We start from the raw sequence: 16,066 nt of genomic DNA, 5'->3' as shown, positions 1-16,066 counted from the left end.
AGGCGCCGGGCGTTTTCCGCCCGGCGCCACACAAGAAAGTTCAATTGCCCGGTGCGGTCCACACGGCGTCGGAGATGCGCACCGCGTTCGGGATCAGCTTGAGCTTGTAGAAGCGATCGGCTGTCGCCTGCTGGCCGGCGATGATCTCGTCGGTGATCGGGAAGATGCCGAATTTGGTGCGGTTGGCCGCGATCGTCTGTGCATCGAGCGGCACGCCGGTCACCTCATGCAGCGCCGCGGCAACCTTGTCGCGGTTCGCGTCCGCCCATTTCGCCGCCACGCCGAGCGCCGCTATCGTCGTGGTGATCGTCTCCGGATGCGCCTTGGCGAAATCCTTGTTGGCGAGGAAATAGGTGTTCACCTTGAGCACCTCGCTGGAGCGCGCCAGCACGCGCGGCTGGTAGCGTGTCTCGGCGATGGCGTAGAACGGATCCCAGACCGCCCAGGCATCGATCTGGTCGCTGGCGAAAGCCGCCGCGGCATCGGCCGGGCTGAGATAGACCGGGGTGATCTGGTCGAAGGGGATGTTTGCTTTTTCGAGTGCCGCGACCAGCAGATTGTGCGCGCTGGTGCCTTTGCCGACGCCGATGCGCTTTCCCTTGAGGCCGGCGAGCGACTGGATCGGCGATGCCGGCTTGACGAAGATCGCTTCGCCGTCGCCATTGGCCGGCAGTGCCGCCGCATAGACGATGTTGGCGCCGGCCGACTGGCCGAAGATTGGCGGTGCGTCGCCGGTCCAGCCGACATCGATGGCGCCGACATTGAGCGCCTCGACCAACGGCGGGCCGGCGGTGAATTCGACCCATTTCACCGCGACACCCTTGTCGCTCAGCGCCTTCTCGATCACCTGCTGCTGCCGGGCGATGACCGGCAGGCCGGTCTTCTGATAGCCGATGTTGAGCTGCTTCAACTCTTGCGCCGAGGCACTGAGCGAGGCAGCAATGCCCGCCGCCAAAAGGCCAAGGCCGAAAACGCGTCTGGTCAGGCTGAACATGATCCCTCTTCCTTCGCTGCGAACCGGCGCCGGGAAGGGCTCCCTGCCGTGGATGAGAGACAAGGCTAGGTAGGTCTATAAATTTAGTAGAGAAACGATTTTGCGAGTTGGCTGCTTGACGTGGAAATATTTTCTTCAGAACCCAGCACTCGTCATCCTAGGGCGAAGCAAGGAGCGAAGCGACGCGGCGCAGACCCTAGGATCCATGCCGTGACGTTTGCCGTAGAGTGGAACGGATCAGAATGTCGCTTGTGCGCGAACCGAGGCTCGATACCCTGAAACCATGACCGGCGACGTCTACATGACTGCAAGCCAAAAACGCGGCACGATCTACATCGGCGTCACCAACGATCTCGCCCGCCGCATGCCTGAACACAAATCCGGCCAGGGCGCAGGCTTCACCAGCCGCTACGGTGTTCAACGGCTGGTCTGGTATGAGGAATTCTTCGACATCACCGATGCCATTCAACGCGAGAAGTCGCTGAAGCGATGGCCGAGACAGTGGAAGATCGAACTGATAGAGAAGGCCAATCCGGAGTGGTTTGAGCTGTTTCGCGGAACCGGGTGGTAGGCGCCCGGTTTGTTGCTCCCCTGGAGCGTAGCATCAGCGTCTCGGCATGGATCCTAGGGTCTGCGCCGCGTCGCTTCGCTCCTTGCTTCGCCCTAGGATGACGAAATCGCGAAGGCTGGCGCTAATCACCATCACCTCACTGCGACCAATACTGCCAGGCCCAGTAAAATCCCTCGTCGCGTGGCGGCAGGCGGTCGCGTTCGGCGTCGAGTTGCACGGGGGCCGGCGATTTCGGTTGCGGCTGTGACGACGAGTTCTCCCGCCAGGCGAGCAGCCAGTTGCCGAGGTGGGCGAACAGCACCGCGGTGGACTGGGTCATGACATCACTCCTTCTGTTCCGGATCGGCGGTCGCCGTGCTGCGAAGGGAAGCAGCCGGTCAAACCGGCAGAAACTTGTTGTCATTCCTTTCCCGCCCACGGAACCAGCTGACGCTCGATCCGGCGGATGATGAATTCCAGCACGAAGGCTATTGTCGCGATCACCACTATTCCCATCACCACGACATCGGTGACCAGGAACTGGGCGGCCGACTGGATCATGAAGCCGAGGCCGCGCGTTGCCGCCACCAGCTCGGCTGCAACCAGCGTCGACCAGCCGGCGCCGAGCGCGATGCGCAGGCCGGTGAGGATCGACGGCAGCGCGCTGGGCAGGATGACATGGCGCACCACTTGGCGCTGCGTCGCACCAAGCGAACGGGCCGCATCGATGCGCTCCTTTGAGACACCGCGCACGCCCGAGGCCGTCGACAGCGCCACGGGCGCAAGCATGGCAATGGCGATCACCAGGATCTTTGACGGCTCGCCGATGCCGAACCAGATGATGACCAGCGGCAGATAGGCGAGCGGCGGGATCGGCCGCAAAAATTCGAGCAAGGGATCGAAGATGCCGCGCCCGACCGTCCAAATGCCGATAGCCAGCCCAACCGGAACGCCGATGACGATGGCCGCGAGCAGCGCCGCGAACACGCGGCCGAGGCTGGCGACGATGTGCTGGAGCAAAGTCGCGTCGACGAAGCCGTCCTTGATCACCACGATGAACTTGGTCCACACGGCGGCGGGCGACGGCAGGAACACCGGCGACACCAGTTGCAGGCGCGCAGACAGCGCCCATGCCGCCAGCGCGGCCAGGATGGTGACGGCGCTGATCGCCCGCGAGGAAACCCCGCGCCGCTTCCGCACCGGCCGCGACCACGGCACCGAAATGGCATCGGCCTCGCCGGTCCCGGCGGCCGGCCGCTCGCTGTAGGAGGTGACGCTCATGCCGCCTCTCCTTCGAAGATCGCATCGGTCAGCTCGCCGCGCGCCGCGGCAAAGGCCGGATCGGCCTTGATGGCGCGGATCGGCTCGCCTGCGGCATAGCGCCGGCTGAAACCGGTCTGGAATGTCCGCACCACGCGGCCCGGTCCGGGCGCCAGCACGACGATGCTTGTGGCCAGCACCAGCGCCTCCTCGATGCCATGCGTGACCATCAGCACGCCAACCCGGCTTGCGGTCCACAGGTCGAGCAGCGTCGTCTGCATGCGCTCGCGCGTCAGCGCATCGAGTGCGCCGAGCGGTTCGTCGAGCAGCAGGAATTCCGGTTCGGCGGCGAGTGCACGGGCGAGTCCGACGCGCTGGCGCATGCCGCCGGACAATTCCCAGATGCGTTTGTCGCCGACGCCGTCAAGCTTGACCAGCGCCAGCAACTGGTCGGCGCGGCGCGCCCGCTCGGCTTGCGGCACGCCGCGCAGCCTGAGCGCAAAGGCGACGTTTTCACGGGCCGTCAGCCAGGGAAACAGCGCATCGTTCTGGAACACGACCGCCCGGTCGGAGCCTGGGCCGGTGATCGGCCGGCCGCCGATCGTGGCGACCCCGCGCGCAGGCTCGACCAGGCCGGCGGCGACATTGAGCAGCGAGGTCTTGCCGCAGCCGGAGCGGCCGACCAGCACGACGAAATCGCCCTTGGCGACATCGATGGAAACTCGGTCGACCGCCGGCGCTGCCTGGCCGTCATAGTGAACCGAGACCTTGTCGAGTACGAGATGCGGGTGGAGTACGAGATGCGGCATGAAAAGGGGCTCCGGAAAAAAATCAGCCTGCCCCGGCCCTCGTTGAGCGGATCCGGGACAGGCAGCACGCGGCGTCAGGGAAGAGGAAACCGCGCGTGTTCAGAGCAATTCCAGGAAAAGTGTGAAGCGGTTTTCCGTCCGGAATTGCGTAAAACTGAAGATCAGTTCGAGGCCAGAGCCTCGGTCACGTATTTCGACGACACGTATTTCGAATAGTCGGGCAGCACGGCGTCGATCTTGCCCTGCTCCTTGAGGAAGGCCGAAGCTGCCTCGATCGCCTTGACCGTGCCGCCGCCGAGGAATTTGTCGGAAGCCTGCTCTTCCAATGTCGGGAAGACGTAACCCTTGAGGAGCTGCGGCACCTCTTCCAGTTTGGCGCCGGTGATCTTGGCGATCTTGGCCGCTTCCGGCGACGAAACCGACCATGCCTCGGGCTTGGCCAGGAACTGGGCATAGGATTCGCCGGTCACCTTGACGAAATCGCGCACGGCGTCCGGGTTCTTTTCGGCGAAGTCGGTGCGCACGATCCAGGCGTCGAAGGTCGGCGCGCCCCAGGCGGCAACCTGCGAGGAATCCAGCACCACCTTGCCTGTCGTCTTGATCTGGCCGAGCGCCGGATCCCAGACATAGGCCGCGTCTATGTCGCCGCGAGCGAACGCGGCGGCTATTTCCGGTGGCCTGAGATTAAGGATTTCGACCGACTTCGGGTCGACGTTTTCGTGCTTCAGCGCGGCAAGCAGGCTGTAATGCGTGGTCGACACGAACGGCACCGCCACCTTCTTGCCGGCGAGGTCGGCGATCTTCTCGATGCCGGATCCATTGCGGGCGACCAGCGCCTCGGACTGGCCGATCAGGCCGACGACAAAGATGGTCTGGATCGGCAGTTCGCGGCTGGCGGCCGCGGCCAGCGGACTCGAGCCGACATAGCCGATATCGACCGAACCGGATGCGACGGCGGCGATGACATCGGCGCCGGAATCGAATTTGCGCCAGTCGATCGTGGCCTTGGTCGCCTTTTCATAGGCGCCGTCGGCCTGCGCTACTTTGGAAGGTTCGACCACCGTCTGGTAGCCGATGGTGATGTTGAGGTCCTGCGCCTGGGCCGGGCCGAGGAAGGCCGCACCCGCCAAAGCTGCCGACGACAGGAGGACAATGCGTCGCGAAATGCTGGACATGAAAGGCTCCATGAAAAATGAGAAAAACCGGATGCCTGTTCATAGTCAGCTAATTCTATCATTCTTGTAGAGTTAAATCCTTCCAAGCAAGAAGCACTTGTTAGAAAAAAAGCACCGGCTGATGCGGGCGCGGTGACCGGCCCGTGCCGAACCGTGCGCAAACGCAAACGGCGCCCCCAACGTGCTGAAGAGTTGGTGGTCCTGCCAACCCTCCTACGGAAGAGGCCTGATTTGGTGCTCGGCGCGCCGCTTGCGGCCTGCCGCAGGATCGATGTCGAGCCGTTGAGCCTCACCGACTTCCGCAGCGACGGCCACCGCTGGATGCTGCGGTCAAGCGGCGTGCCAGTGGCCGCCAAGGCCGCCCGGCCTCAGAGCGGCAAGGCGGCGTCCTGATATCGGGCGCAGGGCGGCGCCCGAGTTGTCGGGAGTCATGTTTCGCCGATCCGCGGGCTGCGACCCAAAATTCGCGGCAAAGCCCCAAATGGGCAAATCCATGCTGTAAAAGACGGTTGATTTGAAAACACGTTCCGCGTGTTCGAGGGTAAGTATAGTAATCTTATCGACATTGGGAGCAGGAGCCGCCGCTCATCGCCGCAATCGCTCGCGGCTGGCTGTGACCTTAACGGCACAAAGCCTTGCTAAAGTGGCCCCTGCGGCGTGAAAACGAAGCAAAATCAAGGTTTCTCGGCTTGTATATCATGTCAGTAGATTTTATGTGTCGAAGCAGCTTGCACGCGGCGGGGAGGCACGTCAGGCGTTTCGAAACCGATGGTTTTGGGCCATCGCCTGACAGAGAAACATTCGGTCTATGCTCACCAAAAAAGGCAAGTACGGCCTCAAGGCGCTGGTCCATCTGGCGCAACTGCCGGTGGGACAGCTCGCCTTTGTCGGCGACATCGCCAGCGGCAACAACATTCCGAAGAAATTCCTCGACGCCATTCTGGGCGAATTGCGCAATGCCGGTTTCGTCCAGAGCCGCAAGGGCAAGGATGGCGGCTATCGCTTGGCGCGCCCGGCCGACGAGATCAAGGTCGGCCATGTCGTGCGCGTGCTCGACGGACCGCTGGCGCCCATCCCCTGCGCCAGCCGCACCCAGTATCAGCGCTGTGAAGACTGCAATGAGGCGACATGCCAAGTCCGACATCTGATGCTCGAGGTCCGGCAGGCGATCGCCGAGGTGCTCGACCAGCGCACGCTGGCCGAGATGCGCGACATCGTCCTCGACGACCTTCCGGTCGCGAGGGACATCGACGAGCTTGCGCCGGCGCAAAAGGTCCCCGCCTGATCCTGAGCGTGCTCGCATGAGCGTCGCGCGCGCCAATTCGATCATCCCCAGCTCGATCATCATCGTCGGCGGCGGTGCCAGCGGCGTCGTGCTGGCCGCGCATCTGCTCAAATCGGCCAATCCGGACCTGCGCGTTACGCTGATCGAAAAGCGTCCGCATTTCGGTCAGGGCATCGCCTATTCGACGCTTTTGTCGGCGCACGTGCTGAACGTCAGTGCTGCCGGCATGAGCGCCTATGCCGACGATCCCCTGAATTTCTGGCGCTGGTTGCAGGGGCGCGGCCTGATAAGCCAGGAACAGACGCCGCAGACACCCTTCTATGCGCCGCGCAGCGTCTATGCCCGCTACCTCAAGGAAGTGCTCGACGAGCTCGAAGCGCGCGAAAAGGAAACCGGCCGTCTCAGGCTGATTCGCGAGGAAAGCCTGTCGATCTCGCCGACATCGTCCGGCGTCGAAGTTGTGCTGGCCAACGGCACCAGCGTCGTCGCGCATCTGGCGGTGCTTGCCACCGGCCATGACGAGCAGCCCGGCGCCGGCCAGGGCCACGCCATCCGCATGGGCACCGAGGCCGACACCGCGCTCGATCCTGAAGCCCGCGTGCTGGTGCTGGGCACCGGGCTCAGCATGGTCGATGCCTTCCTGTCGCTCGAGCAGCGCGGCCATCGCGGCGAGATCGTCGCCGTATCGCGGCGCGGGCTGCTGCCGTCGCCGCACCGCAAGGGCAACCCGATCAAGCTCGACGTCGCCGACATTCCGCTCGGCACGCAGCTCTCCTATTTCGTCGGCTGGTTCCGCGATCTGATCCGCGAAAACCAGAAGGCCGGCATCGACTGGCGCGACGTCGTCGATGGGCTGCGACCCTTCAATCAGAAAATCTGGCAGAACTGGCCGTCCTCGGCCAAGCGCCGCTTCGTTGAGCACACCAAGGCCTGGTGGGACATCCATCGCCATCGGCTGGCGCCCGAGGTGCATGCCCGCGTCACCGAAGCGGTGCGCACCGGCCGCATCCGCCCGGTCGCCGGCCGTGTCGTCGGCATCGAGGCTGGCGATGGATTCACCGTCGGCATCCAGTCTCGCCACACAAAGGCGCTGGAAACGCTGCAGGTCGCCCGCATCTATGATTGCACCGGCATCGCCCGCGACATCTCGACGACGTCGAACAGCGTCGTGCGCTCGCTGGTCGACCGCGGCCTGGCGCGGCCCGACCCGCTGCGGCTTGGCCTCGATGTAACGGCCAAGTGCGAAATCATCGCCGGCGACGGCACCGCATCGGCCAAGATCCTCGCCGTCGGGCCGCTGACCCGCGGCACCTTCTTCGAGATCGACGCCATCCCCGACATCCGCGTGCAATGCGCTAGGCTGAGCAAGCAGCTGCTAGGGTAAAGCTGTTGACGTCGGCGGGATAGCACGCCCCTCAGAGGGGGGTGGGAAGGATCGCTACGGAGGGTGTTGGGCTTGAGTCCAAAGCCGGCCTAAAACTGGAATTCCATTCCCCCTCTCGCCGGTTGATTGGCACGATCTACCTTCTTTCCGACTGCAAACGGCCGGAAAAGAAGCTACGCTGCCGCTCTGCCCCCGAGGCGGTCGCTTGTTCAAGGGAGCACATCGATATGAGCGAGCACGGAAAAGCTGCGCCAGGCAGTTCGGACGGCGCGTTATCCCGCCTGCGTCCGCCCTACGCCTCGGTGCTCGACCTCATCGGCCAGACGCCGGTGGTCGAACTGACCAAATTCGACACCGGCAAGTGCCGGCTGTTCATCAAGCTGGAAAGCCAGAATCCAGGCGGCTCGATCAAGGACCGCATTGCGCTGTCAATGATTGCCGCGGCCGAGAAGGAAGGCAAGCTCAAGCGCGGCGGCACCATCGTCGAGGCGACCGCCGGGAATACCGGCCTCGGCCTCGCCCAGGTCGGCATCCCCAAGGGCTACCGCATCATCCTCGTCGTGCCCGACAAGATGTCGCGCGAAAAGATTCAGCATCTGCGCGCGCTCGGCGCCGAAGTGCGCATGACGCGCTCCGATGTCGGCAAGGGCCATGCCGAATATTACCAGGACATGGCCGAGAAGATCGCATCGGAAACGCCCGGCGCCTTCTACGCCAACCAGTTCGCCAACCCGGCCAACCCCGAGGCGCATGAGACCACCACCGGACCGGAAATCCTTGCCCAGCTCGACGGCGACCTCGACGCCGTGGTCGTCGGCGTCGGCTCCGGCGGCACGCTGACCGGGCTTGGCCGCTACTTCGCCAGAACATCGCCGAAGACCGAAATGGTGCTGGCCGATCCCGTCGGATCGGTGCTGGCGCCGCTGATCAAGACCGGCAAGATGGAAGAGGCCGGCAGTTGGACCGTCGAAGGCATCGGCGAGGATTTTGTGCCGCCCAATGCCGATCTGTCGCTGGTCAGGAAAGCCTATTCCATCCCAGACAAGCAGAGCATGCTGGCCGTGCGGGACCTGCTTTCGAAGGAAGGCATTCTCGCCGGCTCGTCTTCCGGCACGCTGCTGTCGGCCGCGCTTCGCTATTGCCGCGAGCAGACGACAGCAAAACGCGTCGTCACCTTCGTCTGCGACAGCGGCAACAAATATCTGTCCAAGGTGTTCGACGATTTCTGGCTGGCCGAGCAGGGGCTGGCCGAACAGGAACAGCATGGCGATCTGCGCGACCTCGTCATGCGCTCGCACCGCACCGGCGACACCGTTTATGTCGGCCCCGACGAAAGCCTGCTCAACGCCTATGGCCGCATGCGCCGCTCCGATGTCTCGCAGCTGCCGGTGCTGGACAATGGCAAGCTGGTCGGCATTATCGATGAGGGCGACATCTTGGCCAAGGTCGACGGCCCCTATGACGGCCGCTGGGACCGCTTCAACGCCCCGGTGCGCACCGCCATGACCTACAATCTGCACACGCTGCAGGCCAGCCAGACGCTGGATGCGCTGCTGCCGGTGTTCGACCGCAACGAGGTCGCCATCATCTTCGATGGCGACGAGTTCGTCGGCCTGATAACCCGTATCGACCTGATCAACCATTTGAGGCGCGCACGATGACTGCTGAAACACCCCCATCGGGCAAGAACCGCCTGGCTTTTTCCACGCGCACCATCCATGGCGGCCAGAGCCATGACCCGCTGACCGGCGCGGTGATGGTGCCGATCTACGCGACCTCGACCTATGGCCAGCAGTCGCCCGGCGTGCACAAGGGGTTTGAGTACGCCCGCAGCCAGAACCCGACCCGCTTTGCCTTCGAGCGCGCGGTGGCCGATCTCGAAAGCGGCTCGGCCGCCTTTGCATTCGCGTCCGGCCTGGCGGCGATCTCGACCGTGCTCGAGCTGCTCGACAGCGGCGCCCATATCGTTGCAACCGACGACATCTATGGCGGCTCGTTCCGGCTGATGGAGCGGGTGCGCAAGCGCTCGGCCAATCTGCAGGTGAGTTTTGTGGACTTCACCGATCTGGCGGCGGTGGAAGCAGCGATTCGCCCGGAGACAAAACTGCTCTGGGTCGAAACTCCGACCAATCCGCTGCTGCGTATCGTCGACCTCGAAGGCGTTGCGGCACTCGCCAGGCGCAAGGGCGTATTGACGGTCGCCGACAACACGTTCTGCAGCCCCTACATCCAGCGGCCGCTTGAACTCGGCATCGACATCGTCGTCCACTCGACGACGAAATATCTCAACGGCCATTCCGACATGGTCGGCGGCGTCGCCATCGTCGGCGACAACAAGGATCTAGCCGCCCAGCTGAAATTCCTGCAGAACGCCATCGGCGCCATCTCCGGTCCCTTCGACAGTTTTCTCGCGCTGCGCGGCATCAAGACACTGGCGCTCAGGATGGAACGGCATTCCACGAACGGCCTGAAGATTGCGCAGTGGCTGGAGGCGCGAAAAGATGTGCGCCGCGTCGTCTATCCCGGCCTGGCCAGCCATCCGCAGCACGCCATCGCCGTCCAGCAGATGCATGCCTTCGGCGGCATGATCTCGGTCGACCTCGACCGCGACCTCGCCGGCACCAAACGCTTCCTCGAACGGACGCAACTGTTCACGCTGGCTGAAAGCCTCGGCGGCGTCGAAAGCCTGATCGAACACCCGGCGCTGATGACGCACGGCTCGATCCCGGCGGAAAAGCGCGCCGAAATCGGCATTTCGGATTCGCTGGTGCGGTTGTCGGCGGGGATAGAGGACGGCGATGATCTGATCGCCGACCTGGACCAGGCGCTGCGGGGGTAGGCGTACCGGATGCGTACCGATGACAATGAGGGGCGGCGCTGACCGTCGAGATTAAATCCCAATCCGCCGCGCGTTAACACATTCAGCAGCCTTTGCTTAACTCTTCGCCGCTATGTCCCGCCCCGGGGAGGCATGGCGAGAGTGAGTGTGATGGACAACAGCCCGGAAAAGCGCAGCGAATGGCGAGCCATCTTTTATGTGCAGGCCCGCGTGGCCATCCTGTTCGTCCCGGTCGTCGCCAGTCTTCTGATCATTGCCGCACTTGCCGGCAACGACCACAGTCCCGACGCCCTCGACCGCACGGTTACTGGCTCGGTGAAATAGCGGCACGGCCGTCGGCTTGCCTGCCCGGGAACGGCCGCCTCAGAAAAACTTCGGGATCGGGCCGTTCTGCGGCGTCACGTCGCCTTCCAGGTCGATGAACGCCTCGTCGACAAAGCACCAGGCCCAGCCTTCCGGCGGGTCGTAGCCTTCGATGATAGGGTGCTTGGTGGCGTGGAAATGCTTGGTGGCGTGGCGGTTGGGCGAGTCGTCGCAGCAGCCGACATGGCCGCAGGTACGGCACAGCCTGAGATGCACCCACATGGAGCCGCTCTTCAGGCACTCCTCGCAACCGAGCGCGCTCGGCGTCACCGTCTTGATGTCGCGCGTGTGTTTGCATTCATCCATTATGCTCTCCTGGCCAGTTCGGGCGCTGCTGCGTCGGGTCGCGCGAGATAGGCGTGCAAGGCAGCCACCACCTGGGCGCCTTCGCCGACGGCGGCGGCGACCCGCTTGACCGAGCCTGCGCGCACGTCGCCGATGGCGAACACGCCGCTGCGGCTGGTCTCCATCTGGCCCGCCCCTATGTCGGCGCCGGTGCGCACGAAGCCCCTGGCGTCGAGCGCGATATCGCACCCAGCCAGCCAATCGGTGTTGGGGTCGGCGCCGATGAACAGGAAGAGATGCTGGATCGGCCGCGTCTCGACGCCGCCGGGGTTGCGCCAACGCAACTGGGTGAGATTGCCGCCTTCGCCTTCCAGCGCCTCGATCTCGGTCTCGCCAAGCACCTCGATGTTGGGTTGCGCCTCGATACGCTCGACCAGATAGCGCGACATGGTTTCCCTGAGGCCGCCGCGGCGCGCCAGCATAGTCACCTTGCGCACCTGGCTGGCGAGATAGACGGCCGCCTGCCCCGCCGAATTGCCGGCGCCGACCAGCGCCACTTCTTGCCCCACGCATAGCCGCGCTTCGATCGGCGAGGCCCAGTAATGCACCGACGTGCCCTCGAACTCGGCCAGCTTGGCGATGTCGAGGCGGCGGTAGCGGGCGCCGCTGGCGATCACCACCGTGCGTGCGCGCAGGCTTTCACCGTCGCCGACGGTAAGCGTGTAGCCCTCGCCTGCTGCACCGAGCAGCTTGGCCTCGTCGGGGATGACTATTTCGACGCCGAATTTCTGCGCCTGGTTGTAGGCGCGCGCCATCAGCGCCATGCCGGAAATGCCGGTGGGGAAACCCAGATAGTTCTCGATGCGCGCGGAGGCGCCGGCCTGGCCGCCGAAGGCGCGGCAATCGAGCACGATGGTCGACAGCCCTTCGGATGCCGCATAGACCGCGGCCGCCAGCCCCGCCGGCCCGGCGCCGACAATGGCGACGTCATAGACCATGTCGGGATCGATCGGCCGCAGCAGGCCGATGCAGCGGGCAAGTTCGGTTTCGCCGGGATTGTGCATCAGCTTGCCGTTGGGGCAGAGCACGATCGGCAGATGGTGCGGGTCAACATGAAAATGCTCAATCAGCGTCTTGGCGCACGGGTCGCTGTCGGAATCGAGCGCGCGGTGCGGCTGGCCGCTGCGGCGCAGAAATCCCTGCAGCCGCAGCGTGTCGCCATTGCCGGCCGGGCCGATGACGACCGGCCCGCTCGAGCCGCTTTCCAGAAGCCCGACGCGGCGCAGGATCAGCGCCCGCATGATCCGCTCGCCAAGGCTTGCCTCCTGCACCATCAGGTCGCGCAGCCGCTGCGAGGGGATGACGAAGGCCTCGACCGGCTCGGCCGCCTCCGCATTGACCAGCGACGGCCGGCTGGAAAGCTGCGCCAGCTCGCCGATGAAATTGCCGGGACCATGAGTGACGATGGTCTCGCGCCGGCCAGGCCTGACATCCTGGGTGATATCGACCGTGCCCGACAGGATGACGATCAGCCCCGGCGCTACGGTGCCGGCGGTGACGATATGCTCGCCGGCGGCATAGGAACTCGCCTCGCCGAACCGGCGCATGCGCTCGATATCGGCGTCGCCCAGGATGGGAAACATCTGGTCGCGGCGGGTGACGGTGATCGGCTGGGTGGGTGGGGCCATAGGTGCGAGCGTAGCGCCGAGACGGCCGGGTTTGAAGTGGTTTGTTAAGCGCCTGGCCGGGAGGGCAGGTTGGTTCCCGCACCAACTCGTGCGGATGCCTCACATGGCCCCGCGCTGCAAGGCAAACAGTGCGCCGACAAGTGCGACCTTTATAAGGGCGAGCCCGAGCAGTACCGCCAGCAGTCCTCGCTCACCAGTATGCTGCAAGAGCAGCGCGCCGACGGTCGGCGCCGGGCTATCGCGTTACGCCAAGCGCCTGAGGTGCGGTAGTATCCTTGGGCTCCCCGAAGGCAGATCCTGGCGAAATCCCATTCGTCACATCTTTGTAGAGCGCTATCGGATGCGGGCGCCCCACCAGATATCCTTGGATTTCGGGACATCCTTCCTTCATCAGGAAGGCACGCTCGTCCTCTGTTTCGACACCCTCCGCGATGACAGGTAAGGCCAGCGCATTCCCCAAGCTGAGTATCGTGCGCACGATGGCCGCCGATTGGACATTCGAACCGACACCCGAAACAAAACTGCGATCTATCTTGATCTTGTCGAATGGAAACGCCTGCAACGAGGACAGCGAGGCATATCCCGTGCCAAAATCATCCATCGAGACCCTGACGCCCAACGCCTTCAACCTCCGCAAAACCGACAAGGCAGTTGCCCGGTCGCGGATGAGAACCCCTTCCGTGATTTCCAGTTCCAGCCGCCCCGGAGCAAGGCCGGTCTCGTAGAGGATAGAGTGAACGAGGCCTACCAGGTCCCCGAAACGGAATTGCACGGGAGAGAGGTTCACGGCGATCTGCAGCGGTGAGGGCCAGGAGGCCGCGTCTCTGCACGCCTGCCTGAGCGTCCATTCACCTATCTCAACGATCGTGCCATCCTGTTCGGCAAGCGAGACAAACGCGTTTGGGGAGATGAGCCCATGCTTTGGATGGTGCCATCGGGCGAGTGCCTCGAAGCCGAAGATTTCGCCGTCCATCCTGGCTTGCGGCTGATAATGAAGCACAAGTTCGCCATGGGCGACCGCAGAGCGCAAATCTCGCTGCAAGGCGTAGCGCTCTCTTAGCCGCTTATCCATCTCAGGATCGAAGAATTGCACCATTCGACGACCGTCCGCCTTGGCCCGGTAGAGCGCTGCGTCGGCATTTGCCATCAGCGCCGCTGCATTCTCTCCGTCTTTCGGATAGATCGCCGCCCCGATGCTCACCCCGATCGAAATGTGCTGGCCCCGGATTTCGAATTTGCCTGCCGCCGATTCGAACAGACGGTCCGCAACGTCCTTGGCACTCGCGGACCGGTCATCCATGGCCAGGACAACCGTGAATTCGTCGCCACCCATGCGCGCGATAAAGGCCTCAGGCGCCGCGGTTTGGAGACGCCGGGAAATGGTGCAAAGCAGATCGTCGCCGGCGGCGTGCCCGAAAACGTCGTTCGCCTCTTTAAAATGGTCAAGGTCGATGCTGAAGACGGCAAAGCTGGCGTGCGTTGCTTTTGTGCGCTCGAGCGTCGTGGCCAGGTGTGCTGCAAGCGCGGCTCGGTTCGCCAGGCCGGTAAGCGGATCGTGGTGCGCGAGATGCGCGATTTCCTCGTGCCGTGCCATCAGTTCGGTGCGCGCTACGTTCATGTTCTCGCGCGCGTCGTCCAGGCCGTGGGCGGCTTCCCTCACCTTGTCCTGGAGCAGGTTGAAGCTTTCGGCCATCTCTCCAAGTTCGTCACGAGAGTTTACCGTAACCGGCATGATATTCACGGAGGCATGCGCCGCAGCGAGGTCTCCCCGCCCCAGGGCGACCATGGCGAGAGAGAAATCCTTCAGCGTTCCGGATGTCAGACGCTTTGCCGCGTTGCTCACCTCGGTCGCCGAATGGGTGATCATTCCCGGCAAGATCAGGCCAACGCTGATGGTCAGCAGCGCGACAACGACAAAAATGTCCTCCAGCGCGGCTACCAATGAAGTGTCGCCTTGGGGAACGCTGCCGATCGCCAGGAAATAGCCGGCACCGTCAAGCACGAGCACAAAAAGCATGGCTCCGGTAAGCTTCAGGTGAAGCGTATGTGGCAGCAAGGGTAGACCGAGTGCGTATCGATCCTCCATCGTGCGCCAGGCGTAGAGCGCAGCACCCGAATATGCCAAAGCCAGACCGAACAGGACGGTAGGAAGGCCAAATTGCTGAAATCCCAGTATGGCGGTCAACAGCCATATTGCAGCCGCGCCTACGCCAAGGATGATCGTTCCCCTGGGAGCCCGGAAGGGTCGCTCGGCTTCGGGACTATCACGGCGCAAGAGCCAGACTGCGATGTTTGGCATGCAGATGCTGATCAGGTACGTAAAATTGGCCGCGGCGATCATCCAGAGCGGATACCCGCACAGCATGAAGCCGATTGCCGCGGCAGCTGTGAGCAGCGTTGCCGCCCAGGGACAATCTGTTGAGGTGCGCCTGGCCAGGAAGCTCGGCAGCAGGCCGTCTTCGCTCAGCTGCGCAAGGGTCCGCGCGGCGCCTGCCAATGGCTGCAACGTTCCATGGAACATGTTCAGCATGATGAGCCAGATGGCGGCCGCCTTGCCGAAACTCCCCAACAAGGGCGCAAAGGTGGGCCCGAGAGCTATGGCGAGGTCGGTGCCGAGCGGCTCCGGCCCGAGCACACCCAGCCAGACAACCGGCAGGACCAGGAAATAGACGCCGGCCATTGCGGCGCTGGCCCACATCGCCAGAGGAATGTTGCGGTTGGGATCGATGGTTTCGCCAACATGGCAGGCTGCAGCCTCAAATGCCGGTGCGGCAAACCCGATCAGGTACAGTCCCGCCATCACCGACGTGATATCGCCGAACAGGCCGGTAAACGGGCTGGTCAGGGCAAAATCCGTCGCCTGCCGCCAGTCGACCGAGCCACTGATGACCGGGACGAGGGATGAGAGAAACGCAAGCGTCGCGGAGGCAGTGGCGATCGGGATCGCCAGTTGGACCACCCACTTGATTCCACACAGGTTGACCGCCGTAAAGAATGCGATGAGCCCGCAGGCGACCGCCTCCACGGGGAGGCCCGGCAGGTACCATTGCTGGATTGCAGACGCTGAAAGAACCGCTGTCAGTCCGCAGGTCGGCACCCAACCCCACCAATAGCAGGTGCCCGTCAGAGCCGAGAGAACGGGACTGTAAGGTCGGAAGGCTTCGGCGCACGCTGCAGAGATACCGCCGACGCGGTTTGGCCACATGAGAACCAATTCGGTCCACGCAGGCGCGGCGGCCCAGCCTAGAAGCAGACCAACAACGAGCAAAGGAACCGCAGCGCTTCCTTGACCGGGAATATTCCCCTGACCGACAAAAAGGGCGGCAATCAGAAACAGGCTTTGATTGCTGCCACCCATGGCGAGCGCTGTCGTGCCCATCCATCCCAAGGTTCTCGGGTGCGGTCGTGAAGGCGTGAGGCCCGGCATTCAGAGA

Annotated in this window: 15 protein-coding genes; 7 read left to right on the top strand and 8 right to left on the bottom strand. The window is 63.8% G+C overall.

From position 1 onward, the window contains the following. Window positions 1-40: 40 nt before the first annotated feature. Window positions 41-994 (bottom strand): sulfonate ABC transporter substrate-binding protein, encoded by a 954-nt coding sequence (locus tag X728_RS139095; protein ID WP_023672091.1) that lies wholly within the window; start codon window positions 992-994, stop codon window positions 41-43. 283 nt (window positions 995-1,277) lie between these two features. On the opposite strand from X728_RS139095, the gene X728_RS139100 reads away from it, so the two are divergent. Continuing rightward, entirely contained in the window at window positions 1,278-1,565 is a 288-nt protein-coding gene (locus X728_RS139100; RefSeq protein ID WP_023832969.1) for a GIY-YIG nuclease family protein, read from the top strand. 136 nt (window positions 1,566-1,701) lie between these two features. Here X728_RS139100 and X728_RS139105 read toward each other — a convergent pair whose 3' ends face one another. The 4 genes from X728_RS139105 to tauA form a co-directional block, all read right to left on the bottom strand. Further along, window positions 1,702-1,884 carry a hypothetical protein gene (locus X728_RS139105; protein WP_023672089.1) on the bottom strand — a complete coding sequence of 61 codons (183 nt, stop codon included), beginning with the start codon at window positions 1,882-1,884 and terminating at the stop codon, window positions 1,702-1,704. An 80-nt stretch (window positions 1,885-1,964) separates the two neighbouring features. Further along, on the bottom strand, window positions 1,965-2,825 hold the full coding sequence (locus tag X728_RS139110; protein ID WP_023832968.1) for an ABC transporter permease subunit: 861 nt from the start codon (window positions 2,823-2,825) through the stop codon (window positions 1,965-1,967). Then, entirely contained in the window at window positions 2,822-3,613 is a 792-nt protein-coding gene (locus tag X728_RS139115) for a taurine ABC transporter ATP-binding protein (RefSeq protein ID WP_023832967.1), read from the bottom strand. Before X728_RS139115 ends, X728_RS139110 begins: the two co-directional genes overlap by 4 nt. Window positions 3,614-3,774: 161 nt before the next feature. Next, window positions 3,775-4,788 carry a taurine ABC transporter substrate-binding protein gene (gene tauA, locus X728_RS139120; RefSeq protein ID WP_023710332.1) on the bottom strand — a complete coding sequence of 338 codons (1,014 nt, stop codon included), beginning with the start codon at window positions 4,786-4,788 and terminating at the stop codon, window positions 3,775-3,777. A gap of 231 nt (window positions 4,789-5,019) precedes the next feature. Between tauA and X728_RS1000000170615 the strand changes: the two genes are divergently transcribed. From X728_RS1000000170615 to X728_RS1000000169620, 6 genes are all read left to right on the top strand, one after another. Next, window positions 5,020-5,181, top strand: a complete 162-nt coding sequence (locus X728_RS1000000170615) for a hypothetical protein (RefSeq protein ID WP_023681206.1) — start codon at window positions 5,020-5,022, stop codon at window positions 5,179-5,181. A 415-nt stretch (window positions 5,182-5,596) separates the two neighbouring features. Further along, window positions 5,597-6,073, top strand: a complete 477-nt coding sequence (locus X728_RS139125; RefSeq protein ID WP_023687576.1) for an Rrf2 family transcriptional regulator — start codon at window positions 5,597-5,599, stop codon at window positions 6,071-6,073. 16 nt (window positions 6,074-6,089) lie between these two features. Beyond that, on the top strand, window positions 6,090-7,457 hold the full coding sequence (locus X728_RS139130; RefSeq protein ID WP_023698086.1) for an FAD/NAD(P)-binding protein: 1,368 nt from the start codon (window positions 6,090-6,092) through the stop codon (window positions 7,455-7,457). Between the two features lie 227 nt (window positions 7,458-7,684). After that, window positions 7,685-9,118, top strand: a complete 1,434-nt coding sequence (locus tag X728_RS139135; RefSeq protein WP_023832966.1) for a pyridoxal-phosphate dependent enzyme — start codon at window positions 7,685-7,687, stop codon at window positions 9,116-9,118. After that, window positions 9,115-10,296: a PLP-dependent aspartate aminotransferase family protein gene (locus X728_RS139140; RefSeq protein ID WP_023698084.1), complete on the top strand. Its 1,182-nt coding sequence runs from the start codon at window positions 9,115-9,117 to the stop codon at window positions 10,294-10,296. The genes X728_RS139135 and X728_RS139140 overlap by 4 nt, the downstream gene beginning before the upstream one ends. A 132-nt stretch (window positions 10,297-10,428) precedes the next feature. Then, window positions 10,429-10,620, top strand: a complete 192-nt coding sequence (locus X728_RS1000000169620) for a hypothetical protein (protein ID WP_196813750.1) — start codon at window positions 10,429-10,431, stop codon at window positions 10,618-10,620. A gap of 39 nt (window positions 10,621-10,659) precedes the next feature. Here the strand turns inward: X728_RS1000000169620 and X728_RS139145 are convergent, their stop codons facing one another. The 3 genes from X728_RS139145 to X728_RS1000000171145 all read right to left on the bottom strand — a co-directional run bounded on the left by X728_RS139145 (window position 10,660) and on the right by X728_RS1000000171145 (window position 16,059). Continuing rightward, window positions 10,660-10,965 carry a UBP-type zinc finger domain-containing protein gene (locus X728_RS139145; protein ID WP_023672079.1) on the bottom strand — a complete coding sequence of 102 codons (306 nt, stop codon included), beginning with the start codon at window positions 10,963-10,965 and terminating at the stop codon, window positions 10,660-10,662. Further along, entirely contained in the window at window positions 10,965-12,632 is a 1,668-nt protein-coding gene (locus tag X728_RS139150; protein ID WP_023681212.1) for an FAD-dependent oxidoreductase, read from the bottom strand. Before X728_RS139150 ends, X728_RS139145 begins: the two co-directional genes overlap by 1 nt. Before the next feature lie 235 nt (window positions 12,633-12,867). Then, window positions 12,868-16,059 (bottom strand): amino acid permease, encoded by a 3,192-nt coding sequence (locus X728_RS1000000171145; RefSeq protein ID WP_081732503.1) that lies wholly within the window; start codon window positions 16,057-16,059, stop codon window positions 12,868-12,870. Window positions 16,060-16,066: the final 7 nt, after the last annotated feature.

The sequence above is a fragment of the Mesorhizobium sp. L103C119B0 genome, from assembly GCF_000502235.1.
In the GTDB taxonomy this organism is placed as follows: Bacteria; Pseudomonadota; Alphaproteobacteria; order Rhizobiales; family Rhizobiaceae; genus Mesorhizobium.
The sequence above is the reverse complement of the archived record's forward strand: the minus strand, read 5'-3'. Positions and strand labels throughout refer to the sequence as shown.

Excerpts from the sequence above, each read along its gene's own strand:
- X728_RS139095 (WP_023672091.1), bottom strand. The coding sequence starts at position 994 with ATGTTCAGCCTGACCAGACGCGTTTTCGGCCTTGGCCTTTTGGCGGCG.
- X728_RS139100 (WP_023832969.1), top strand. The coding sequence starts at position 1,278 with ATGACCGGCGACGTCTACATGACTGCAAGCCAAAAACGCGGCACGATC.
- X728_RS139105 (WP_023672089.1), bottom strand. The coding sequence starts at position 1,884 with ATGACCCAGTCCACCGCGGTGCTGTTCGCCCACCTCGGCAACTGGCTG.
- X728_RS139110 (WP_023832968.1), bottom strand. The coding sequence starts at position 2,825 with ATGAGCGTCACCTCCTACAGCGAGCGGCCGGCCGCCGGGACCGGCGAG.
- X728_RS139115 (WP_023832967.1), bottom strand. The coding sequence starts at position 3,613 with ATGCCGCATCTCGTACTCCACCCGCATCTCGTACTCGACAAGGTCTCG.
- tauA (WP_023710332.1), bottom strand. The coding sequence starts at position 4,788 with ATGTCCAGCATTTCGCGACGCATTGTCCTCCTGTCGTCGGCAGCTTTG.
- X728_RS139125 (WP_023687576.1), top strand. The coding sequence starts at position 5,597 with ATGCTCACCAAAAAAGGCAAGTACGGCCTCAAGGCGCTGGTCCATCTG.
- X728_RS139130 (WP_023698086.1), top strand. The coding sequence starts at position 6,090 with ATGAGCGTCGCGCGCGCCAATTCGATCATCCCCAGCTCGATCATCATC.
- X728_RS139135 (WP_023832966.1), top strand. The coding sequence starts at position 7,685 with ATGAGCGAGCACGGAAAAGCTGCGCCAGGCAGTTCGGACGGCGCGTTA.
- X728_RS139140 (WP_023698084.1), top strand. The coding sequence starts at position 9,115 with ATGACTGCTGAAACACCCCCATCGGGCAAGAACCGCCTGGCTTTTTCC.
- X728_RS1000000169620 (WP_196813750.1), top strand. The coding sequence starts at position 10,429 with ATGGCGAGAGTGAGTGTGATGGACAACAGCCCGGAAAAGCGCAGCGAA.
- X728_RS139145 (WP_023672079.1), bottom strand. The coding sequence starts at position 10,965 with ATGGATGAATGCAAACACACGCGCGACATCAAGACGGTGACGCCGAGC.
- X728_RS139150 (WP_023681212.1), bottom strand. The coding sequence starts at position 12,632 with ATGGCCCCACCCACCCAGCCGATCACCGTCACCCGCCGCGACCAGATG.
- X728_RS1000000171145 (WP_081732503.1), bottom strand. The coding sequence starts at position 16,059 with ATGCCGGGCCTCACGCCTTCACGACCGCACCCGAGAACCTTGGGATGG.